This is a genomic window from Hydrogenophaga sp. (assembly GCF_051007235.1).
Taxonomy (GTDB): Bacteria; Pseudomonadota; Gammaproteobacteria; order Burkholderiales; family Burkholderiaceae_C; genus Hydrogenophaga.
The window spans coordinates 1-20527 of sequence record NZ_JBPCSJ010000356.1; the positions used below are offsets into that span (position 1 = coordinate 1).

A 20527-nucleotide genomic window follows, 5' to 3' on the forward strand; every position below is an offset into this window, starting at 1 on the left:
CATCATCGCCCACATCGACCACGGCAAATCCACGCTGGCCGATCGCATCATTTCCCGCTGCGGCGGCCTGTCCGATCGCGAGATGAGCGAGCAGGTGCTCGACTCGATGGACATCGAAAAAGAGCGGGGCATCACCATCAAGGCTCAGACCGCCGCGCTGCAGTACAAGGCGCGCGACGGCAAGGTGTACAACCTCAACCTGATCGACACCCCCGGCCACGTGGACTTCTCGTATGAAGTGTCGCGTTCGCTGTCCGCGTGCGAAGGCGCGCTGCTGGTGGTGGACGCCAGCCAGGGTGTGGAAGCGCAGACCGTGGCCAACTGCTACACCGCGCTGGACCTCGGCGTGGAGGTGGTGCCGGTGCTCAACAAGATGGACCTGCCCAACGCCGACCCGGACAACGCCAAGGCAGAGATCGAGGACGTGATCGGCATCGACGCGACGGACGCGATCCCCTGTTCGGCCAAGACCGGAATGGGCGTGGAAGACATCCTGGAAGCCGTGGTCGCGCGCATACCGCACCCCAAGGGCAACCCCGACGCGCCGCTGCGAGCCATGATCGTGGACAGCTGGTTCGACACCTACGTGGGCGTCGTGATGCTGGTGCGCGTGGTCGACGGCCACCTGCGCAAAGGCGAGCGTTTCAAGATGATGGCGACCAACACGGTCTACAACGCCGACAACCTGGGCGTGTTCACGCCGGCCAACCAGCCGCGAGAATCGCTGGAGGCCGGCGAGGTGGGCTACATCATCGCCGGCATCAAGGAGCTGCAGGCGGCCAAGGTGGGCGACACCATCACGCTGGAAAAAAAGCTGCCCAACAACCTCGGCCCCGCCGATCAGGCGCTGCCCGGTTTCAAGGAAGTGCAGCCGCAGGTGTTTGCCGGTCTGTACCCCACCGAAGCGAGCGAGTACGACGCGCTGCGCGATGCGCTGGAAAAGCTCAAGCTCAACGATGCCGCGCTGCACTACGAGCCCGAGGTTTCGCAGGCGCTGGGCTTCGGCTTCCGCTGCGGCTTCCTGGGCCTGCTGCACATGGAGATCGTGCAGGAACGCCTGGAGCGCGAGTTCGACCAGGACCTGATCACCACCGCGCCCAGCGTGGTCTACCAGGTGGTCAAGCCCGATGGTGAAGTGATCATGGTGGAGAACCCGTCCAAGATGCCGGACCAGGGCCGCATCGAAGAGATCCGCGAACCCATCGTGACGGTGCACCTGTACATGCCGCAGGAATACGTGGGCGCGGTCATGACGCTGGCCAACCAGAAGCGCGGCATGCAACTGAACATGGCTTACCACGGCAAGCAGGTCATGCTGACCTACGACATGCCGCTGGGCGAGATCGTGCTGGACTTCTTCGACAAGCTCAAGTCGGTCAGCCGCGGCTACGCGTCGATGGACTACGAGTTCAAGGAGTACCGCGCGTCCGACGTGGTGAAGGTCGACATCCTGCTCAACGGCGAGAAGGTGGACGCGCTGTCCATCATCGTGCACCGCTCGCAGTCGCAATACCGCGGCCGCGCGGTGGCCGCCAAGATGCGCGAGATCATCAGCCGCCAGCAGTTCGACGTGGCGATCCAGGCGGCCATTGGCGGCAATGTGATCGCACGCGAGACCATCAAGGCGCTGCGCAAAAACGTGCTGGCAAAATGCTACGGCGGTGACATCACCCGCAAGCGCAAGCTCCTCGAAAAACAAAAAGCAGGCAAGAAACGCATGAAACAGATCGGCTCGGTCGAAGTGCCGCAGGAAGCATTCCTGGCCATCCTGCAGGTGGAGGAGTGATGCACAACACCATGAGCGCGATCACCGCGGTGGTCCTGGCGGCTTTCGTCGGTTACGCGGGCGCCTGGTACACCGGTGCGGTGGAGGGCAACTTCGCCCTGCTGCTGCTGTTGGCCACCCTGGTGACGGGCGTCTATTGGGTGGCCGAGAAACTGGTGTTCCTGCCCCGGCGCCGCGCCGAAGCGCAGCGCATGCTGGACGAGCACAACACGCGCAAAGAAGCGCTGCTCAAGCAGGGCTTCAGTCAGGTCGAAGGCGATGTGGAGCCGGCACGCCAGAAGCTGCTGATGCAGCCCTGGTGGCTGGACTGGACCGCTGGTCTGTTCCCGGTCATCCTGGCGGTGTTCGTGCTGCGTTCGTTCCTGTTCGAGCCGTTCAAGATCCCGTCGGGCTCCATGATCCCGACCCTGCGCGTGGGCGATCTCATCCTGGTCAACAAATTCCACTACGGCGTGCGGCTGCCGGTGATCAACACCAAGATCATCTCTAACCACGAACCCCAGCGTGGCGACGTGATGGTGTTCCGCTACCCGCCGCAGCCCAGCCTGGACTACATCAAGCGCGTGATCGGCGTGCCCGGTGACGAGGTGGCCTACCTGAACAAGCAGCTGACGGTGAACGGCAAGCCCGTGCCCAAGCTGGCGCAGCCCGAGTTCTTCGATGGCGACAGCATGCGGTACGCCAAGGCGTTCCAGGAGCAGCTGGATGGCCGCACCTACAGCACCCTCAACGACGACGATCGCCCGGCTTTTGTGCCCGGTGCGTCCGATTTCAAGTACCGCGACCAGTGCAACTACACCGTCGAAGGCGTGGTGTGCAAAGTGCCGCAGGGTCACTATTTCATGATGGGCGACAATCGGGACAACTCACTCGATTCGCGCTACTGGGGCTTCGTGCCCGAGGCCAACATCGTGGGCCGCGCCTTCTTCGTCTGGATGAATTTCGGCGATCTCGGGCGCATCGGCTCCTTCGAGTGATGGCTTGAACCTCTGGAGATGGAACACATGCAACACAAGCAGCAGCGGGGCCTGACTTTCCTGGGTCTGTTGGTGGTCGGTGTCGTGCTGGCGTTTGCCGGCGTGGTGGTCGCGCAGGTCGTGCCCACCTACATCGAATTCATGGCCGTGCAGAAAGCGGCTCAAAAGGCCGCTGCCGGCGCCACGGTGTCCGAGGTGCGCACAATCTTCGACAAGGCGTCGCAGATCGATGACATCCGCTCCATTGCCGGCAAGGACCTGGAAGTCGGCAAGGAAGGCGACCGTGTGGTCGTGTCGTTCGCGTACAGCCGCGAGATCCACCTGGCGGGCCCGGCTTACCTGGTGATGAAGTACCAGGGGCGCTCCCAGTGAGCGCTGGCCCGCGCAGCGGGTGCCTGGTGTCGTGAGTCCCGAACTGCTGGCGCTGCAAAAGCGCCTCCTGCACCCTTTTGCCAACCCCAAACTGCTCGAACGCGCGCTCACGCACCGCAGCTTCAGCAGCGACCACTACGAACGCCTGGAATTCCTGGGCGATTCGGTCCTGAACCTCGCAGTGTCCGGCTTGCTGTTCGAGCGTCTGAGCCAACTGCCCGAAGGCGACCTCTCGCGCGTGCGCGCCAACCTCGTCAAGCAGGACACGCTGTTCCAGATCGCCACTGGCCTGGGCCTGTCCAACTGCCTGCGCCTGGGCGATGGCGAGAAGCGCTCCGGCGGTCACAAGCGTCCGTCCATCCTGGCCGATGCGGTCGAGGCCCTGATCGGCGCGGTCTACCTGGACGCAGGCTTCGAGCCGGCCAACGCGCTGGTGCGCCGCCTGTACGCGGGCGTGGAGCTCAGCGCCCAGATGAGCGCCATGGGCAAGGACCCCAAGACCGAATTGCAGGAGTGGCTGCAGGCGCGCAAAATGAAACTGCCGGTCTACCGCGTGGTGGCGACCCTGGGCGAGGCGCACAAGCAGACCTTTGACGTCGAGTGCACCGTGCAGGAAACCGGCGACAGCGAGCGAGGCATCGGCGCATCGCGTCGGGCGGGTGAACAGGCCGCTGCGGCGGCCATGCTGCAACGTCTCCACAAAGCCGATACCGGCCGTCCTGCCGCTTGAGCGGCCCCCATCCTTTTTCTTGACTGCTGCCCTCATGGCCCGACCCCCGAAAACCGCCGTCCCGGCGCCCGCCGCCAACACCGAGCTGGACGCCATGCTGGCCCAGGCACTGGGCAAGACGCCCGCCGTGGCCGTGTCCGATGACGAACCCGCATCCGCCGCGCCCGAGCCGGTGGACCCGGCCGAACAGCATTGCGGTTTTGTCGCCATCGTTGGCAAGCCCAACGTGGGCAAATCCACGCTGCTGAACGCGCTGGTCGGCCAGAAGATCAGCATCACTTCGCGCAAGGCGCAGACCACGCGCCACCGCATCACCGGCTACCGCACCGAAGGCGCCAACCAGTTCGTGTTCGTGGACACCCCGGGCTTTCAGACGCGCCATGGCAACGCCCTCAACCGGTCGCTGAACAAGACCGTGCTCGGCGCGGTGGCCGATGTGGACCTGATCTTGTTCGTGGTCGAAGCCGGGCACTTCAACCTGGCCGATGCCAAGGTGCTGGACCTGCTGCCCGAGAACGTACCGGTGATCCTGCTGGCCAACAAGTTCGACCTCGTGCACCGCCGCGGCGATCTTGCACCCTGGTTGCGTTCCATGCAGGAGCGCCGCAACTTCGCCGAATTCGTGCCCATGTCGGCCAAGGCGAGCAAGGACATCCAGCGCCTGTTCGCCATCTGCGCCAAGTACTTGCCGCAACAGCCCTGGATGCACGACCCCGAGGAGCTGACCGACCGCAGCGAGCGCTTCATGGCCGCCGTAATGGTGCGCGAGAAGCTGTTCCGCCTGACCGGTGACGAGTTGCCCTACACCTCCACGGTGGTCATCGACAAGTTCGAAGAAGAAGGCCAGCTCAAGCGCATCGCCGCCACCATCGTGGTCGAGCGCGAAGGGCACAAGGGCATGGTGATCGGCGAGGGCGGCGAGAAGCTCAAGCGCATCGGCACCGAAGCCCGCCAGGAGCTGGAGAAGATCTGGAACTGCAAGGTGTTCCTGGAGCTGTGGGTGAAGGTGCGTTCGGGCTGGGCCGATGATGACGCCCGTGTCAGATCGTTCGGTTATGAATAAGGCCCCCACGCTCCGCCGCTGCGCGGGTCGCTGCCCCAGGACCGGGGAGGGATCCGGTCCTTGCCGGTTCCGGGGGCTGCCCTGCCTTGGGGCGGCCCGGCGGCAGGGCTGATCCGGCGATGGCCACTCGCCGGACTTCTGAAGAACCCGCGTTCGTCCTGCACCGCTATGACTGGAGCGAGTCCAGCCTCATCCTCGAAGTCTTCACCCGCCACCACGGTCGCATCGCGCTGGTGGCCAAAGGGGTCAAGAAGCCAACCTCACAGTTCCGTCCAGTGCTGCTGCCGCTGCAGCCGCTGCTGCTGAGCTGGGGCGGTGATGCCGAGGTGCGCACCCTCAAAGCGGCGCAGTGGCAGGGCGGACATGTCATGCCCACCGGCGAAGCGCTGATCTCCGGCGGCTACCTCAACGAACTGCTCATGCGCCTGCTGGCGCGCGACGATCCGCACGCCGGCCTGTTCGACCACTTCACCCTGGCGGTGCAGCTGCTGGCCGAGCGGGGCGATGCACAGCAGCTCATCCTGCGCGCGTTCGAGCTGCTGCTGCTGCGCGACACAGGCCTGTTGCCCGATCTGGCCCACGAAGGCAGCACGCTCGCGCCGCTGGACGACGACCGCGCTTACGTACTGGTGCCCGAAAGTGGCCTGCGCCCGGCCCACGGCGACGACGCGCACCACCTGAGCGGCGCGCAGTGGCTGGCCTTGCAACAGGCGCTGGACAGCCACGATCCACTGATCACCACGCTGCGCGCCTGCGCCGGTGCGCAGCAGGCGCTGCAGCCGCAGCTGCGCCAGTTGCTGCACTACCATAGCGGCGTGCGGGTGTTCCAGACGCGCCAGCTGATGCTGGACATGCAGGCCATCGCCCGCCCGCGCACTCCTTCTGACCTTCCCCAGTCTTGAGCCGCCCATGACCCTGGCCACCCCCCACCGCACCGCGCTGTCCGTCAACCTCAACAAGGTCGCGCTGGTGCGCAACACGCGCCACCTGGGCATCCCCTCGGTCACGCGAGCCGCCACTTTGTGCCTGCAGGCCGGGGCGCGCGGCATCACGGTGCACCCGCGACCCGACGAGCGGCACATCCGCCACCACGACGTGTTCGATCTGGCCGACCTGATGCAGGCCTGGCCCGACCGCGAATACAACATCGAAGGCAATCCCTTCCACAACCTCATGGCCATCGCGCGCGAGGTGAAGGCCCGCGGCCTGCCGCTGCACCAGCTGACCTTTGTGCCCGACAGCGAAGGCCAGTTCACCAGCGACCACGGCTGGAGCTTTCCGCAGGACGCCGAGCGGCTGCGCCCCTTGATCGCGGAAGCACATGCCCTGGGTGTGCGGGTGAGCCTGTTCATGGACGCCGAGCCCGGGCAGATGGCGGGCGCCAAGGCCGTGGGGGCCGATCGCGTGGAGCTCTACACCGAGCCCTATGCCGCCGCCTGGCACACGCCGCAGCGCGGCGTGCAGCTCGAACGATTTCGCGCCGCCGGCCAGGCCGCGCTGGAGGCCGGCCTGGGCCTGAACGCCGGCCACGACCTCAACCGCGAGAACCTGACCGCCTTCCTGCACAACGTGCCCGGCGTGCAGGAAGTGTCGATCGGCCACGCGCTGATGGCCGACGCGCTGGAACTGGGCTACGCCGCCACGGTAGCGGACTACAACCGCTGCATCGAGCAAGCCTATGTGTGAGCAAGCTGGTTTTTCCGCCGGGCCGCCCCAAGGAAAAACGCGCCCCCTTGGGGGGCAGCGACAGTCACGCAGTGATGAGCGTGGGGACACATGATCTTCGGCATAGGCACCGACATCTGCGACGTGCGCCGCATCCAGGCCACCTTCCAGCGCCAGGGCGAGCGCTTCGCGCGCAAGGTGCTGAGCGACGCCGAGGTGCTGGTGTGGCAGCAGCGCACCGCGCGCTCGCCAGAGCGGGGCATGCGCTACCTCGCCACCCGTTTTTCGGCCAAAGAAGCCTTCTCCAAAGCCGTGGGCCTGGGCATGCGCCTGCCCATGACCTGGCGGCGCTGCGAGATCGCCAACGCGCCCAGCGGGCAGCCGCTGATCGTGCTGCACGGCGACCTGAAGCAGTGGTTTGAGGCCCAGGGCCTCAAGGCCCATGTGAGCGTGACCGACGAGACCGACTACGCCGCCAGCTACGTGGTGGTCGAGCGGGTAGGCGTGGCAGCTGGACCCAAGCCAGACGCGACGGTGATCGGCGCAGTACCCGACGCATCCGCACCCATAGCGATGCCCATGTCGTCGCCCATGTCGTCACCCGTACCGCGGTCAGCCGCTGCGATGGCGCCAGAGCCGGTGGTCACACCAGCCCCGTCCGCAGTGGCCGCTCCGGCCCCACCGCTGGCGCCGGCATCGGACGACCGCTCCATCCTCGGCCGCTTCGGCGGCCAGCTCTGAACACCCCCATCCCGCGCCCCCCGGGCCAATGGAGTCTTTGCATGCACGCACCCCTGATCATCGACGTGGCCGGCCTGAGCCTGACCGCCGCCGACCGCACCCGCCTGGCCCACCCACTGGTGGGTGGGGTCATCCTGTTCGGCCGCAACTGGCAGGATCGGGAGCAGCTCACGCGCCTGTGCCGGCAGATCAAGGCGGTGCGACCCGACCTGCTGATCGCGGTGGACCACGAGGGTGGGCGAGTGCAGCGCTTTCGCACCGGCGGTTTCACGCATTTGCCGCCGATGGCGGCCTTCGGTCAGCTGTGGCTGTCCGCACCCCGCAAGGGCGAAGGCGAGGGCGGCCCGGCCCTGCGCGCCACCAACGCCGCGACCGCCGCGGGCTACGTGCTGGGGGCCGAGCTGCGCGCCTGCGGGGTGGACCTGAGCTTCACGCCGGTGCTCGACCTGGACTTCGGCGAAAGCTCGGTCATCGGCGACCGTTCCTTCGGCCGCGACCCGCGGGTGGTGAGTCTGCTGGCACAGGCGCTGATGGCGGGCCTGCGCAGCAGCGGCATGGGCAACTGCGGCAAACACTTCCCCGGCCACGGCTTCGTCAAGGCCGACTCGCACCTGGCCATACCCGTTGACCCGCGCAGCCTCAAAGCCATCCTGGCCGAGGACGCCGCGCCCTACGGCTGGTTGTCGGCCAGCCTGGACGCGGTGATGCCCGCGCACGTGATCTACCCCAAGGTGGACCGTCGGCCGGCAGGCTTTTCGGCGCGCTGGCTGCACGACGTGCTGCGCCACCGCCTGGGCTTCACAGGCGCCATCTTCAGCGACGACCTGAGCATGGAAGCGGCGCGCCACATCGAAGGGCGCGACGTGAGCTTCACCGAGGCTGCGCTGGCCGCGCTCACCGCGGGTGGCGACATGGTCTTGCTGTGCAACCAGAGCGTGGTGGACGGTGGGGCGCCCATCGACGAGGCGATCGAAGCCTTGTCCAAAGCGATGGTGCAGGGCGACTGGCAGCCCAACCCGGCCAGCGAAGAGCGGCGCCTGGCGCTGCTGCCCCAGGGCAAGGGCATGGACTGGGACCAGCTCATGGTCAGTGCGCGCTACATGCACGCGCTGTCGCTGCTGCCTTGATCCGTCAACGCTCCACGCCCATCCGGTCCAGCAGATCCGAGATCAGTTCCAGCCGCAGCAGCGGGCTGTCCAGCACCATCAGGCGGTGCTTGAGTTCGGGCGGCAGGGGCAGCAGTTCGGCCCAGCGGTTGGCCACCCAGCCGCTGTCGTCCCACTGGTAGGGCGGCTGCAGCGGCAGTTCGTTCATGCCCTCGGGTTCACGTTCCTGCAGGTTGGCCAGCACACGTTGCAAGGCATCGCGGGTGGACGCCAGGTGCTCGGGCACGGGCACCACCGGCTCGGCTGCGTCCAGTGTCACGTCGGCCACCCACAGGCCATGCGGCAGGCGGTGCCGCGCGTCGATGTGAAAGCGTTGTTGGCCCCGGCAGTGGATGAGCATCAGGCCGGGTTGTGGCGACGCGAGCTGTTCGATGTGGGCGAGCGTGCCCGCATCAAAAAACGTTTCGTGGGCAAAGCCATCGGCCGAGCTTGGATCGGCACGCCGTACCTCGCTGCCCGCACTCAGGCAGACCACGCCGAAGGGTGCGCCCGCCGCGTGGCAGCGTTTGATCATGTCCAGGTAACGCACCTCGAAGATGCGCAGCGGCATCCAGCCGCCGGGGAAAAGGGCGGTCTGCAGCGGGAACAGGGGCAGCTGGCGCAGCTGCAGGGCTTCTGGGGGTGAGGTCAAGTGACGAGGGAGGGTTTGGACGCCCTGCTGGCGTGTCGCCGATTCTGCCTCACCCCACATCGGGCCGTGCACCCCGGCCGATTCAAGGACTCCCGGAGCTGGTGAAACCCGTTTTTGGTGCACCGAAGACCGTCGCCTGCAGCTTCGGCACCAGACTGCGCCACTTGCGCACCAAATGAAATCATGTTTTCATGTAAATGCTGTCATGAAAATGGCTTACCGTACAAGAGGAGCCCATGCTACGGCAGGAGTGTGGTTTTCGTTGCAAAGGACTTCCCATGAACAATCCGTCTGTATTTGAAGGGTTCAACTGGCGTGGCGCGCGCGCAGCGGTGGCGGCTGCCGCTTTGCTGGCGAGTCTGGTGGGGGCTCAGGCCGCCGGCACCTTGCGGGTGGCGATGACCGCCTCCGACATTCCGCTGCCCAACGGGCAGACCGATCAGGGCGCCGAGGGCATGCGCTTCATGGGCTACACCGTGTTCGAGGCCTTGGTGGCGTATGACCTGTCGTCGGCCGACAAGCCCACCTCCCTGGTCCCTGGCCTGGCCACCGAGTGGAAAGCGGAGGCCGACAAGCTGCGCTGGACCTTCAAGCTGCGCCCTGGGGTGAAGTTCCACGACGGTTCGGCGTTCAATGCCGAAGCGGTGGTCTGGAACCTCGACAAGATCCTGAATGCCAAGGCCGAGCAGTTCGACGCCAAGCAGGCCGCGCAGGGTCGCGGGCGCATCCCGACGGTGGCCAGCTACAAGGCGGTCAACGATCTCACGGTGGAGATCACCACCAGCGAGGTCAACGCGCTGCTGCCGTTCCAGATGGCGTGGATCGTGATGTCCAGCCCCGCGCAGTGGCTCGCGGCCGGAAAGAGCTGGGACGCGTTCCTCAAGGCACCCTCGGGCACCGGCCCCTTCAAGCTGGAGAGCTATGTGCCGCGCGAACGCGCCGTGCTGGCGCGCAACGCCGCCTACTGGGACAAGGCCCGCGTGCCCAAGCTCGACAAGCTGGTGCTGCTGCCGGTGCCCGATGCCTCGGCACGCGTCGCCGCGCTGCGCTCGGGCCAGGTCGACTGGATCGAGGCGCCGCCGCCCGATGCGATCGACAGCATCAAAGCCGCCGGTTTTGCGATCACCAGCAATGTCTACCCGCATGTCTGGCCATGGCACTTCTCCCGCCTGGAAGGCTCGCCCTGGAATGACGTTCGTGTGCGCAAGGCGGCCAACCTGGCGATCGACCGCGAAGGCATGAAGCAGCTGCTCGGCGGCATGATGGTTCCAGCCAAGGGCATGGTGCCCCCGAACAGCCCCTGGTTCGGCAAGCCGGCCTTCGAGGTCAAGTACGACGTGGCGGCGGCCAAGGCGCTGATGGCGCAGGCCGGCTACTCCAAGGACAGGCCGCTGAAGGTGAAGTCGATCATCTCGCCCTCGGGCTCGGGCCAGATGCAGCCGCAGCTGATGAACGAGCTGATCCAGCAGAACCTGGCCGAGATCGGTATCCAGGTGGAGTTCGACGTGCGCGACTGGAACGCGCTGCTGGCCAACTGGCGCGCCGGCGCCAAGGACCCTGGCACCAAGGGCGCCACCACCACCAACAGTTCGTACTTCAGCCAGGACCCGTTCACCGCGCTGATCCGCCATGTGGACAGCGGCCTGATGCCGCCCAAGGGCACCAACTGGGGCTACTACAGCGACCCCGAGATGGACAAGCTGTTCGACGGCGTGCGCACCGAGTTCGACACCAAGGCCCAGCTCGCGCTGATCCAGAAGGCGCACGAGAAGTACGTCAACGACGCGCTGTTCCTGTTCGTCGCGCACGACGTCGCGCCGCGCGCAATGAGCAGGAAGGTCAAGGGCTTCGTGCAGCCGCAGAACTGGTTCCTCGACTTCTCTTCCATCTCCATGGACTGACCGTTTCCCATGTGGTCCTACCTCGTCAAGCGCCTGCTGCACGCGCTGCCGATCGCGCTGGCGGTGACGGTGCTGTGCTTCTCGCTGGTGCACCTCGCGCCCGGCGATCCGTTGTCGGCGGTGCTGCCGTCCGACGCCTCGCAGGAGGTGGTGGACAGCGTGAAGGCCGAGTACGGGCTGGACCAGCCGCTGCCGGCGCAGTACCTGCGCTGGCTCGGTAGGGCCCTCAGCGGTGACCTGGGCCGGTCGATCGGCAGCGGCCGGCCGGTGGTCGAAGAGATCGGCAAGGCCATCGGCAACTCGCTGCTGCTGGCCGGGCTGGCGGCCACGCTGGCGTTTTCGGTCGGCGGCGTGCTGGGCATCGTGGCGGGCTACCGGCACGGCTCGGCGACCGACCGCATGTTGTCGTCGCTCGCGATTGCGGGCGTGTCGGTGCCGCACTACTGGCTGGGCATCGTGCTGGTGGCGATCTTTTCAGCGCGGCTGAACTGGCTGCCCGCGATGGGCGCCGGGCCGGACGGCTCCGGTGACTGGTCTCTGGAGCAACTGCCCTACATCGTGCTGCCGGTGCTCACGCTCGCGGCCATGCCGGCCGGCATCGTGATGCGCTCGGTGCGCGCCCTGGTGGCCGACACGCTGGGCAAGGAGTTCATCATCGGCCTGGTGGCCAAGGGCATGGGGCGCGGCGCGGTGTTCCGGCACCTGGCCAAGAACATCGCGCCGACCACGCTGGCCGTGATGGGCGTGCAGCTGGGCTACCTGATGGCCGGCTCCATCCTGGTGGAGACGGTGTTTTCGTGGCCGGGCACCGGCCTGCTGCTCAACACCGCGATCCTGCAGCGCGACATTCCGCTGCTGCAGGGCACGATCTTCGTGCTGGCGCTGTTTTTCGTCGGCCTCAACCTGCTGGTGGACCTGCTGCAGCCGCTGCTGGACCCGAGGATGAAACGCACATGAACACCGCTCTGTTGACCGGACAGTCGGCGGTGGCGGTGTCGCCCGCCAGCGCCTCGCAAGGCTACTGGCGCGGCGTGCTGCAGCGCCTGCTGCGCGACAAGGTGTCGGTGGTCTGCATCTTCGTGCTGGCGCTCATCATCCTGGCCGCGCTGCTGGCGCCCTGGCTGGCGCCGGGCGATCCGGCGGTGGGCAGCGTGCTCAAGCGCCTCAAGCCGGTGGGCACGCCCGGTCACCCGCTGGGCACCGACGAGCTGGGGCGCGACATGCTGACCCGCCTCATGTACGGCGGGCGGGTATCGCTGCTGATGGGCATGGCGCCGGTGGGGCTGGCGCTGCTGATCGGCGGCACGCTGGGCATGGTGGCCGGCTTCGTCGGCGGGCGGGTCAACGCGGTGATCATGCGCAGCGTCGACGTGGTGTTCGCTTTCCCTTCGATCCTGCTGGCGGTGGCCATTGCGGGCGCGCTGGGTGCCGGCATCGGCAACACGCTGCTCGCCCTGACCATCGTGCTGATCCCGCCGCTGACGCGGGTGACGGAAAGCGCCACCACCCAGGTGCGCTCGGTCGAGTTCATCGAGGCCGCGCGCGCCAGCGGCGCCGGCAGCGCGGTGATCATGCGGGTGCATGTGCTGGGCAATGTGATCGGCCCGGTGCTGGTGTACGCCACCAGCCTGCTCTCGGTCGCCATCATCATGGCCGCCGGCCTCTCCTTCATCGGCCTCGGCGCCAAACCGCCCACGCCCGAGTGGGGCCTGATGCTCAACACGCTGCGCAACGCGATCTACACCCAGCCGCTGCTGGCGGCCTTACCGGGTGTGCTGATCTTCGTGGTGTCGCTGGCGTTCAACCTGCTGGCCGACGGCCTGCGCAGCGCGATGGAGGTGAAGTGATGGACGCGCCGGCGAATGCGTTGGAGCATGCGGTGGATGTGGCGGGTCTGCGCAAGCAGTTCCGGGTGCGTCCGCAAGGTCTGTGGGCCCGCGCGCAGGTGGTGCACGCGGTGTCGGACATCTCGTTCCGGCTCGCCCGGGGCCGCACGCTGGGCATCGTGGGCGAGTCCGGGTGTGGCAAGTCCACGCTGGCGCGCCTGCTCATGGGTCTGATCGATGCCGATGATGGCTCGGTGCAGCTGGCCGGCCAGACTCTCGGTCCTAAGTCGACGCAGCTCGCTGCGGTGCGCCGCAAGGTGCAGATGGTGTTCCAGGACTCGTTCGCCTCGCTCAATCCGCGCCTGACGGTCGAGGCCTCGCTGATGTTCGGACCGATGGTGCACGGCGTGCCGCGCGCCCAAGCCCGGCGCACCGCGCACGACCTGCTGGCGCGCGTGGGCCTGGAGCCGGCGCGCTTTGCCGGGCGCTACCCGCACGAGGTCTCGGGCGGCCAGCGCCAGCGCGTCAACATCGCGCGGGCGCTGGCGCTGCAGCCACAGATCGTGATCTTCGACGAGGCGGTGTCGGCGCTGGACAAGTCGGTCGAGCTGCAGGTGCTCAACCTGCTGCTGGACCTCAAGGCCGAGCTGGGCCTGACCTACCTGTTCATCTCGCACGACCTCAACGTGGTGCAGTACATCAGCGACGAGGTGATGGTGATGTACCTCGGCAAGATCGTGGAGATGGGCCCGGTGCAGTCGGTCTACGAGCAGCCGGCCCACCCTTACACCCGCGCGCTGCTGGCCTCCATGCCCAGCATGGACCCGCGCCGGCGCACGCAGGCCGCGCCCATCGTGGGCGACCCGCCCAGCCCCATCGACCCACCCTCGGGTTGCCGCTTCCGCACCCGCTGCCCGCACGCGGTGGCGGCCTGCGGCGAGACCGAGCCGCTGCTGCGCGCAGCGGGCGGCGACGGTCACCGGGTGGCCTGCCACTTCGCGTTGACCGAAGGAGGCTTGTCATGAGTCCTCCACCGCTGGCGTCGGTGCGCGATCTGAGCGTGCGCTTTCGCTCGCCGCGCGGCGAGGTGCACGCCGTCAACCGCGTGAGCTTCGAGGTGCAGCCGGGCGAGGTGCTGGGCCTGATCGGCGAATCGGGTTGCGGCAAGAGCGTGACCCTGCGTGCGCTGATGCGCCTGCTGCCGGCGGCGCGCACCCAGCTTTCGGGCGGCATCACGGTGGACGGTCTGGACGTGCCCTCTCTCGACGACCGCGCCCTCAGCGCTTACCGGGGCGGCACCGCCGCCATGGTGTTCCAGGACCCCGGGCTCGCGCTCGACCCGGTCTACACCATCGGCCAGCAGATCGGCGAAGCGATCCAGCGCCACCGGGGCTGCTCGAAAGCCGACGCCCGCGCGCAGGCGCAGCAGTGGCTGGAGCAGGTCAAGGTGCCGTCGGCGCGGGCCCGGCTCGACAACTACCCGCACGAACTCTCCGGCGGCATGCGCCAGCGCGCCATGATCGCGTTGGTCCTGTCCTGCAGCCCGAAGCTGGTGCTGGCCGACGAGCCCACCACCGCGCTGGACGCCACGGTGCAGATGCAGGTGCTGCTGATCCTGCGCGAGCTGCAGCAACGGCTCGGCATGGGCGCGGTGTTCGTCACGCACGACCTCGGCGTGGCGGCCGAAATCTGCGACCGCATCGCGGTGATGTACGCCGGCCGCATCGTGGAAATCGGCAGCGCCGAAGAGGTGTTGCTGCGGCCGCAGCACCCCTACACGCAGGCGCTGCTGGCCTCGACGCTGCACGGCGCCCTGCGCGGCACCCGCCGCACCGGCCTGCCGGGCGCTCCGCCCGATCTGGTGGCCCTGCCCGCCGGCTGCGCGTTTGCCGCGCGCTGTCCGCATGCCAGCGACGACTGTGCAAAGGAGGTGCCCGAACTGCTGTCGCAGCCCGGCGCCTCGTCGGCCGCCTGCTGGCGCCTGGACGCGGTGCGGGCGCATGTGCCGGCAGGGGTGCAGGCATGACGCGACCGGTGCCCACCCCGCAGCAGATGGCGATGGACAGTGGTCACACGAAGCGGCCCTACAGCATCGCGCTGCTCAACCCGAACACCAGCGAGCGCTCGACCACGCTGATGCTGGCCAGCGCCTGGGCCGTGGCCCCCGCCGGGGTGCACATCGAAGGGCGCACCGTCTCGCGCGGCCAGGACTTCATCGCCGATGCCGAGGCACTGCAGCAGGCGGCCCAGGCGGTGCTGGACACCGTGCCTTCGCTGGTGGCGGAGGGCTTTGACGCCGTCATCGTGGCCGGTTTCGGCGACCCGGGCGTGGCCGAACTGCGCCAGCGTCTGATGCTGCCCGTGACCGGGCTGGGCGAGGCTGGCATCGCCGAAGCCTCAGCGGGTGGGCACCGCTACGCCATCGTCACTGTCACCCCCGGGCTGCATCACAGCCTGGTGGCCGCCGCGCACGCGGTGGCGCCGCCCGCGCAGTTTGCCGGCGTGCGCTACACCCGCGGCGACCCGTACGAACTCATGCGCCATCCCGACCAGCTCCAGCAGGCCTTGCTGCAGGCCTGCCAGGAAGCGGTCGAGCGCGACGGCGCGCAGTCCATCGTGATCGGCGGCGGCCCGCTGGCACATGCCGCGCAAGACATCGCCACCCGGTTGCAGCGGCGGGTCGTCGATCCGGTGTGCGCAGCGGTGCGCCTGGCCTGTGCACGCGCCGGGTTGACCGCCTGAGCGTTTTTTTCCCATCCCCCGTTGTCCCGTCCGTCCCTCAACCACCCCGGAGCCTTGCACCATGAAACTTCTGCCGTCCTTCCGCTGGCTCGCCCGTGCGGCCGCGTTCACCCTCACCACCCTGTGCGCCTCCACACTGGCGACCGCCGCGGACATGACGATGCGTGTGGCCGGCAACTCGTCGGCCAACGTGCGCCACTCCGACGGCATCGAGAAGCCGTTCTTCCTGGGCCTGCCCAAGGCAACCGGCATCGACATGGACGTCAAGTTCAACCCGATGGACGTGGTCAACGTCAAGCCCGACGACGCGCTGCGCCTGCTGCGTTCCAACATCTTCGACGTGATGTCGGTGCAGATCGGCAGCGTGGCGCGCGACGACCCGTTCTTCGAGGGCATCGACCTGGCCGGTGTGTCCACCAACATGGGTCAGCTGCGCAAGGCCATGGAGGCCTACCGGCCCGCGTTCGATGCGCGGCTGCAGGAGAAATTCAAGGCCAAGGCGCTGACGCTCTGGCCCTTCGGCCCGCAGGTGTTCTTCTGCAACAAGCCGATCAAGTCGATCGCTGACTTCAAGGGACTGAAGGTGCGCAGCTTCACGCCCAGCATGTCGGCCATGCTGCAGAACCTGGGCGCCACGCCGGTGACGCTGTCGTTCTCCGAGGTCTATTCGGCGCTGGGCAACGGCGTTGTCGACTGCGGCGTGACCTCGGCCAACTCGGGCAACTCCGGCAAGTGGCCCGAGGTCACGCAGTACTTCTACCCGCTGGCGGTGGCGGGCTCGGTGCAGGGCCACTTCGTCAACCTCGACTTCTGGCGCAAGCTCAGTCCGGACCAGCAGGCCAAGGTGCAGGCCGAGTTCAAGAAGATGGAAGACCAGATGTGGGACCTGGCCGAGGAGGGCACGGCCGACTCCATCAACTGCAACACCGGCAAGGCCTGCAAGAGCGGCACGCCCTTCAAGATGACGCTGGTGCCGGTCACGGCCGACGACGAGGCCAAGGTCAAGGCCGCCTCGGCCGCCACGGTGCTGCCGATGTGGAAGGGCGTTTGCAACAAGGTGGACCCGAAGTGCAGCGAGACCTGGAACGCCACCGTGGGCAAGGCGCGCGGCATGAGCATCAACTGATCATGAACGCCCGCCACCCTGCCAACCCGATCAGCGAGAAGATCACGCCGGCCGCGCGCTGGGCCACCATCGCCTGTGGCTGGGTGGTGCTGGCCTACGCCGTGGGCCTGACGCTGGAGATCCTGGGCCGCAAGTTCTTCGCGACATCGTTCAAGGGCATCGACGAACTCGGCGGCTTCGTGCTCGCGATCAGCGCGGCCATCGGCGCCTCGTACGCGATGGCCCAGCGCAGCCACACGCGGGTGGACGTGTTCCTGGTCCGCTTTCCCGCCGGTGTGCAGCGCTGGCTCAACACCCTGGCCATGGTCGCCTTTGCCGGGTTCTCCGGCTTTGCGGTGTGGCGTGGGGTGGCGGTGCTGCGCGACACGCTGGAGTTCGGCAGCACCGCCACCAATCTGGAGCAGCCGCTGTGGGTGCCGCAGGCGCTGTGGGTGGCGGGGCTGGCGTTGCTGGCGCTGATCTCGCTGGCCTATGCGCTGCACGCCGTGTTCCTGCTGGCCACGCGCCGGCCCGAGCTCAACGCCTGGTACGGGCCGCCCGGCGCCCAGGAGGAGCTGGACGCCGAGCTCGCCAACCTGCAGGCGCGCGGGGTCGACGCTGAGGCGCTGCCCACCCACCGTCCCCGCTGAGGCCACACCATGTCCGACATTTCCCTGTTTGCCGTGGCGATGGGCTTCGTGCTGCTGATCGGGCTCATGAGCCTGGGCCTGCACGTGGCCTTCGTGATGTTTTTCCTGAGCCTGGTGGGCGCGGTGGCCTACCTGGGCCTGCCGGCCGCGCTGGAATACGGCACGCAGTACTGGGCCGCCAACAACAACTTCGTGCTGGTCTCGGTGCCGCTGTTCATCCTGCTGGGCGAGCTGCTGGTGCGCGGCGGCTTCACCGACAAGATGTACCGCTCGCTCTCCGACTGGCTGGCGCCGCTGCCCGGTGGCCTGCTGCACTCGAACATCGGCGCCTCGGCACTGTTCGCGGCGGTGTCAGGCTCCTCGGTCGCGACGGCCGCCACCATTGGCACCGTGGCCCTGCCGGCCTTCAAGCAGCGCGGCTACCACACGCGCCTCGTGCTCGGCACCATCGCGGCCGGCGCCACCCTGGGCATCCTGATCCCGCCGTCGATCAACATGATCATCTACGGCGCCATGACCAACACCTCGGTCGGCAAGCTCTACGCGGCCGGCGTGATCCCGGGCCTGCTGCTCACCGCGCTGTTCATGGCCGTGATCGCCGTGGCCTGCCTCTGGAAACCCGCCTACGCCGGGACGCCCGAACCGCCCGCCCCGCTGGGCGACAAGCTGCGGCGCCTGCTCGACCTGGTGCCGCCCGTGCTGGTGATCGTGCTGGTCATGGGCAGCATCTACGCCGGCTGGGCGACGCCCACCGAATCGGCGGCGCTGGGCGTCGTGGTGTCGGCCTTGCTGTGTGCGGCGTTCGGGCGGCTGAACATCCGCATGCTTCACGAGTGTTTCGTCACCACCCTGTCGATCACGGCCATGATCATGCTGATCGCCGCCGCGGCCTTCTACCTCAACTTTGTGCTCGGCATGCTGGGCGTGCCGGACATGCTGACCCAGTTCGTGGTCGGCCTTAACGCCAGCCCGGGCCAGATCATCCTGGTGCTGACCGTGATGTACCTGATCCTGGGCTGCTTCCTCGATGCGCTGGCCATGGTGGTCGGCACCATCCCCATCGTGTTTCCCATCGTGGTGGCGCTGGGCATCGATCCGGTGTGGTTCGGCATCTACCTGGTGATCATGGCCGAGCTGGCTCTGATCACGCCGCCGGTCGGCATGAACCTCTATGTGGTGCAGGGCGTGCGGGGCGAGGGCAACATCATCGACGTGATCCACGGCGTGCTGCCGTTCCTCGTGATCATGCTGCTGCTGGTGGCGATGCTCTGGGCATTTCCGGCCATTGCCCTGTGGCTGCCGGGCTTCATGGCCGGCTGATCGGGCGAGGACAATCGGTGGTCGTTCCGGTACCGCTCGCGCCCATTCAGGCCTCCACCATGCCCCCCCACCCATCGACCTCTTTCCTGTCCCGGGTTCGCCAGAACCTCGGCGTGTTCCACCCCATGGAGCGGCAGCTGGCCGAATTCGTGCTCGACTTCCCGGGCGACCTGGCCAGCTACGCGGCCAGCGAGCTGGCCACGCTGGCCGGGGTGTCCAACGCCACCGTCACCCGGTTCATCAAGCGGCTGGGCTACCGGCACTACGAAGAGGCGCGGCTGCAGGTCCGCGAGGAGCGCGGCGCGGGTTCGCCGCTGCTGCGCGCCAGCCGCAGCCCGGCGGCCGAGAACCCGTTTGCCGCCAGCCTGGCGCGCAGCCAGGACAACCTGCAGCGCAGCTTCACCCGGCTGGATGCGACCAGTGTGGACCAGATCGCACGGGCCTTGCTCGCGGCGCGCAAGGTCTGGGTGCTGGGCCTGCGTTCCAGCCAGGCGTTCGCCAGCTACTTCCGCTGGCAGCTGTTCCAGATCAAGCAGGACGTGCACCTCGCCCCGCACGCGGGCGACACACTGGGCCAGACCCTGGCCAGCGTCACAGTGCAGGATGTGGTGGTGGTGTTCGCGGTACGCCGCCGCCCTGTGGCCTTGAGCGCGTTGCTGGCCCAACTGGTGCAGGCGGGCCACCGCGTGCTCTACATCTCCGACGAGCAGGTGCCGCGCCAGAGCGGCCTGACCTGGCACCTGTACTGCGCCTGCGAGTCGGACAGCCCGCTGGACGACCATGTGGCCGTGACCGGTGTGTGTCACTTGCTGGCCTCTCGGGTGCTGGAACTGGCCGGTCCGGCCGAGCGGGCCCGCATGACCGCGATCGAGGCCAGTCACGACGCACTGCAGGAGCTCTGAGGCAGCCCCAACAGAAAAGGGGCTTTGAGGGCCCCTTTTGCTGTGGATGCGCGCCGCGGTCTCAGTCGCTGACCACCGCGTCGGCGCTCTGGCGCTGCAGCATGGCCAGCGTGTTGGCCACGGTGCTGCGCAGCTCGCGGCGGTCGCAGATGAAGTCCACCGCACCCTTGGTCTGCAGGAACTCGGCGCGCTGGAAGCCTTCGGGCAGCTTCACGCGCACGGTGTTCTCGATCACGCGCGGACCGGCAAAACCGATCAGAGCCTTGGGCTCGGCGATCACCACGTCGCCTACGAAGGCAAAACCCGCTGACACGCCGCCCATGGTCGGATCGGTCAGCACGCTGATGTAGGGCAGGTTCTTCTTGGCCAGGCGCGTGAGCGACGCATTGGTCTTGGCCATCTGCATCAGCGAGAGAAGGCCTTCCTGCATGCGCGCGCCGCCGGTGGCGGTGAAGCACAGGAAGGGCACCTTCTGGGCGATGGCTTCTTCGACGCCGCGAACAAAGCGCTCGCCGACCACCGAACCCATGGAGCCGCCCATGAAGTCGAATTCAAAACAGGCGACGACCAGGCTGATGCCCTGCACCGCACCGCCCATGACGACCAGCGCATCGGTCTCGCCCGTGGTTTCCAGGGCTTCCTTCAGGCGCTCGGGGTACTTGCGGCTGTCCTTGAACTTCAGCGCATCCACCGGCAGCACTTCCTGCGCCAGCTCATAGCGGCCTTCGGCGTCCAGGAAAGCATTGAGGCGCGCACGGGCGCCGATGCGGTGGTGGTGGCTGCAGTGCGGGCAGACGTTCTGGTTCTTTTCCAGATCGTTCTTGTAGAGCACGGCCTCGCAACTGGGGCACTTGATCCACAGGCCTTCGGGCACGCTGCGGCGCTCGGTCGGGTCGGTGTGCGTGATCTTGGGTGGCAGCAGTTTTTCGAGCCAGGACATCAGAAACTCC

20 protein-coding genes and 1 pseudogene are annotated in these 20527 nt (G+C 67.5%); 19 read left to right on the top strand and 2 right to left on the bottom strand.

The window, feature by feature from the left end:
• The first annotated feature begins 1 nt into the window (after nucleotide 1).
• The 9 genes and pseudogenes from lepA (at nucleotide 2) to nagZ (ending at nucleotide 8461) form a co-directional block, all read left to right on the top strand.
• Entirely contained in the window at nucleotides 2-1786 is a 1785-nt protein-coding gene (gene lepA / locus ACR2JA_RS12670; RefSeq protein WP_434009441.1) for a translation elongation factor 4, read from the top strand.
• A gap of 11 nt (nucleotides 1787-1797) precedes the next feature.
• On the top strand, nucleotides 1798-2763 hold the full coding sequence (lepB, locus tag ACR2JA_RS12675; protein ID WP_434009442.1) for a signal peptidase I: 966 nt from the start codon (nucleotides 1798-1800) through the stop codon (nucleotides 2761-2763).
• 27 nt (nucleotides 2764-2790) lie between these two features.
• Nucleotides 2791-3135 (top strand): DUF4845 domain-containing protein, encoded by a 345-nt coding sequence (locus ACR2JA_RS12680; protein WP_434009443.1) that lies wholly within the window; start codon nucleotides 2791-2793, stop codon nucleotides 3133-3135.
• A gap of 31 nt (nucleotides 3136-3166) precedes the next feature.
• Entirely contained in the window at nucleotides 3167-3865 is a 699-nt protein-coding gene (rnc, locus tag ACR2JA_RS12685; protein WP_434009444.1) for a ribonuclease III, read from the top strand.
• Between the two features lie 34 nt (nucleotides 3866-3899).
• Entirely contained in the window at nucleotides 3900-4928 is a 1029-nt protein-coding gene (gene era, locus ACR2JA_RS12690; protein WP_434009445.1) for a GTPase Era, read from the top strand.
• Nucleotides 4929-5047: 119 nt separating this feature from the next.
• A complete protein-coding gene (recO, locus tag ACR2JA_RS12695) occupies nucleotides 5048-5830 on the top strand; it encodes a DNA repair protein RecO (RefSeq protein WP_434009446.1) in 783 nt (260 codons plus the stop codon).
• A gap of 7 nt (nucleotides 5831-5837) precedes the next feature.
• Nucleotides 5838-6614, top strand: a complete 777-nt coding sequence (locus tag ACR2JA_RS12700) for a pyridoxine 5'-phosphate synthase (protein ID WP_434009447.1) — start codon at nucleotides 5838-5840, stop codon at nucleotides 6612-6614.
• A gap of 90 nt (nucleotides 6615-6704) precedes the next feature.
• Nucleotides 6705-7094, top strand: a pseudogene (gene acpS, locus ACR2JA_RS12705) (holo-ACP synthase); the annotation flags it as partial.
• Nucleotides 7095-7375: 281 nt separating this feature from the next.
• Complete coding sequence (gene nagZ, locus ACR2JA_RS12710) at nucleotides 7376-8461, top strand: beta-N-acetylhexosaminidase (protein ID WP_434009448.1); 1086 nt, start codon at nucleotides 7376-7378, stop codon at nucleotides 8459-8461.
• A 4-nt stretch (nucleotides 8462-8465) separates the two neighbouring features.
• Here nagZ and ACR2JA_RS12715 read toward each other — a convergent pair whose 3' ends face one another.
• Nucleotides 8466-9131, bottom strand: coding sequence for an LON peptidase substrate-binding domain-containing protein (locus ACR2JA_RS12715; protein ID WP_434009449.1), 666 nt, complete (start codon nucleotides 9129-9131; stop codon nucleotides 8466-8468).
• A 278-nt stretch (nucleotides 9132-9409) separates the two neighbouring features.
• Between ACR2JA_RS12715 and ACR2JA_RS12720 the strand changes: the two genes are divergently transcribed.
• The 10 genes from ACR2JA_RS12720 (at nucleotide 9410) to ACR2JA_RS12765 (ending at nucleotide 19577) form a co-directional block, all read left to right on the top strand.
• On the top strand, nucleotides 9410-11032 hold the full coding sequence (locus ACR2JA_RS12720) for an ABC transporter substrate-binding protein (protein WP_434009450.1): 1623 nt from the start codon (nucleotides 9410-9412) through the stop codon (nucleotides 11030-11032).
• A gap of 9 nt (nucleotides 11033-11041) precedes the next feature.
• The gene (locus ACR2JA_RS12725) at nucleotides 11042-11989 is read left to right on the top strand and encodes an ABC transporter permease (RefSeq protein WP_434009451.1); all 948 of its coding nucleotides are present in this window, start codon (nucleotides 11042-11044) and stop codon (nucleotides 11987-11989) included.
• Nucleotides 11986-12879 carry an ABC transporter permease gene (locus tag ACR2JA_RS12730; protein WP_434009452.1) on the top strand — a complete coding sequence of 298 codons (894 nt, stop codon included), beginning with the start codon at nucleotides 11986-11988 and terminating at the stop codon, nucleotides 12877-12879. The genes ACR2JA_RS12725 and ACR2JA_RS12730 overlap by 4 nt, the downstream gene beginning before the upstream one ends.
• Nucleotides 12879-13883 carry an ABC transporter ATP-binding protein gene (locus ACR2JA_RS12735; RefSeq protein ID WP_434009453.1) on the top strand — a complete coding sequence of 335 codons (1005 nt, stop codon included), beginning with the start codon at nucleotides 12879-12881 and terminating at the stop codon, nucleotides 13881-13883. The genes ACR2JA_RS12730 and ACR2JA_RS12735 overlap by 1 nt, the downstream gene beginning before the upstream one ends.
• Nucleotides 13880-14884 carry an ABC transporter ATP-binding protein gene (locus ACR2JA_RS12740; RefSeq protein WP_434009454.1) on the top strand — a complete coding sequence of 335 codons (1005 nt, stop codon included), beginning with the start codon at nucleotides 13880-13882 and terminating at the stop codon, nucleotides 14882-14884. Before ACR2JA_RS12735 ends, ACR2JA_RS12740 begins: the two co-directional genes overlap by 4 nt.
• A complete protein-coding gene (locus ACR2JA_RS12745; protein WP_434009455.1) occupies nucleotides 14881-15600 on the top strand; it encodes an aspartate/glutamate racemase family protein in 720 nt (239 codons plus the stop codon). The genes ACR2JA_RS12740 and ACR2JA_RS12745 overlap by 4 nt, the downstream gene beginning before the upstream one ends.
• A gap of 61 nt (nucleotides 15601-15661) precedes the next feature.
• Complete coding sequence (locus tag ACR2JA_RS12750) at nucleotides 15662-16726, top strand: TRAP transporter substrate-binding protein (protein WP_434009456.1); 1065 nt, start codon at nucleotides 15662-15664, stop codon at nucleotides 16724-16726.
• Nucleotides 16727-16728: 2 nt separating this feature from the next.
• The gene (locus ACR2JA_RS12755; RefSeq protein WP_434009457.1) at nucleotides 16729-17355 is read left to right on the top strand and encodes a TRAP transporter small permease; all 627 of its coding nucleotides are present in this window, start codon (nucleotides 16729-16731) and stop codon (nucleotides 17353-17355) included.
• Between the two features lie 9 nt (nucleotides 17356-17364).
• Nucleotides 17365-18675: a TRAP transporter large permease gene (locus tag ACR2JA_RS12760; RefSeq protein WP_434009458.1), complete on the top strand. Its 1311-nt coding sequence runs from the start codon at nucleotides 17365-17367 to the stop codon at nucleotides 18673-18675.
• Nucleotides 18676-18734: 59 nt separating this feature from the next.
• Nucleotides 18735-19577: a MurR/RpiR family transcriptional regulator gene (locus ACR2JA_RS12765; RefSeq protein ID WP_434009459.1), complete on the top strand. Its 843-nt coding sequence runs from the start codon at nucleotides 18735-18737 to the stop codon at nucleotides 19575-19577.
• A 61-nt stretch (nucleotides 19578-19638) separates the two neighbouring features.
• Here ACR2JA_RS12765 and accD read toward each other — a convergent pair whose 3' ends face one another.
• Nucleotides 19639-20517: an acetyl-CoA carboxylase, carboxyltransferase subunit beta gene (accD, locus tag ACR2JA_RS12770; protein ID WP_434009460.1), complete on the bottom strand. Its 879-nt coding sequence runs from the start codon at nucleotides 20515-20517 to the stop codon at nucleotides 19639-19641.
• Between the last annotated feature and the right edge of the window lie 10 nt (nucleotides 20518-20527).

Bases quoted from the DNA above. Each gene is read 5' to 3' on its own strand.
- lepB (WP_434009442.1), top strand. From the start codon at position 1,798: ATGAGCGCGATCACCGCGGTGGTCCTGGCGGCTTTCGTCGGTTACGCG.
- ACR2JA_RS12680 (WP_434009443.1), top strand. From the start codon at position 2,791: ATGCAACACAAGCAGCAGCGGGGCCTGACTTTCCTGGGTCTGTTGGTG.
- era (WP_434009445.1), top strand. From the start codon at position 3,900: ATGGCCCGACCCCCGAAAACCGCCGTCCCGGCGCCCGCCGCCAACACC.
- recO (WP_434009446.1), top strand. From the start codon at position 5,048: ATGGCCACTCGCCGGACTTCTGAAGAACCCGCGTTCGTCCTGCACCGC.
- ACR2JA_RS12700 (WP_434009447.1), top strand. From the start codon at position 5,838: ATGACCCTGGCCACCCCCCACCGCACCGCGCTGTCCGTCAACCTCAAC.
- nagZ (WP_434009448.1), top strand. From the start codon at position 7,376: ATGCACGCACCCCTGATCATCGACGTGGCCGGCCTGAGCCTGACCGCC.
- ACR2JA_RS12720 (WP_434009450.1), top strand. From the start codon at position 9,410: ATGAACAATCCGTCTGTATTTGAAGGGTTCAACTGGCGTGGCGCGCGC.
- ACR2JA_RS12725 (WP_434009451.1), top strand. From the start codon at position 11,042: ATGTGGTCCTACCTCGTCAAGCGCCTGCTGCACGCGCTGCCGATCGCG.
- ACR2JA_RS12730 (WP_434009452.1), top strand. From the start codon at position 11,986: ATGAACACCGCTCTGTTGACCGGACAGTCGGCGGTGGCGGTGTCGCCC.
- ACR2JA_RS12735 (WP_434009453.1), top strand. From the start codon at position 12,879: ATGGACGCGCCGGCGAATGCGTTGGAGCATGCGGTGGATGTGGCGGGT.
- ACR2JA_RS12740 (WP_434009454.1), top strand. From the start codon at position 13,880: ATGAGTCCTCCACCGCTGGCGTCGGTGCGCGATCTGAGCGTGCGCTTT.
- ACR2JA_RS12745 (WP_434009455.1), top strand. From the start codon at position 14,881: ATGACGCGACCGGTGCCCACCCCGCAGCAGATGGCGATGGACAGTGGT.
- ACR2JA_RS12750 (WP_434009456.1), top strand. From the start codon at position 15,662: ATGAAACTTCTGCCGTCCTTCCGCTGGCTCGCCCGTGCGGCCGCGTTC.
- ACR2JA_RS12755 (WP_434009457.1), top strand. From the start codon at position 16,729: ATGAACGCCCGCCACCCTGCCAACCCGATCAGCGAGAAGATCACGCCG.
- ACR2JA_RS12760 (WP_434009458.1), top strand. From the start codon at position 17,365: ATGTCCGACATTTCCCTGTTTGCCGTGGCGATGGGCTTCGTGCTGCTG.
- ACR2JA_RS12765 (WP_434009459.1), top strand. From the start codon at position 18,735: ATGCCCCCCCACCCATCGACCTCTTTCCTGTCCCGGGTTCGCCAGAAC.
- accD (WP_434009460.1), bottom strand. From the start codon at position 20,517: ATGTCCTGGCTCGAAAAACTGCTGCCACCCAAGATCACGCACACCGAC.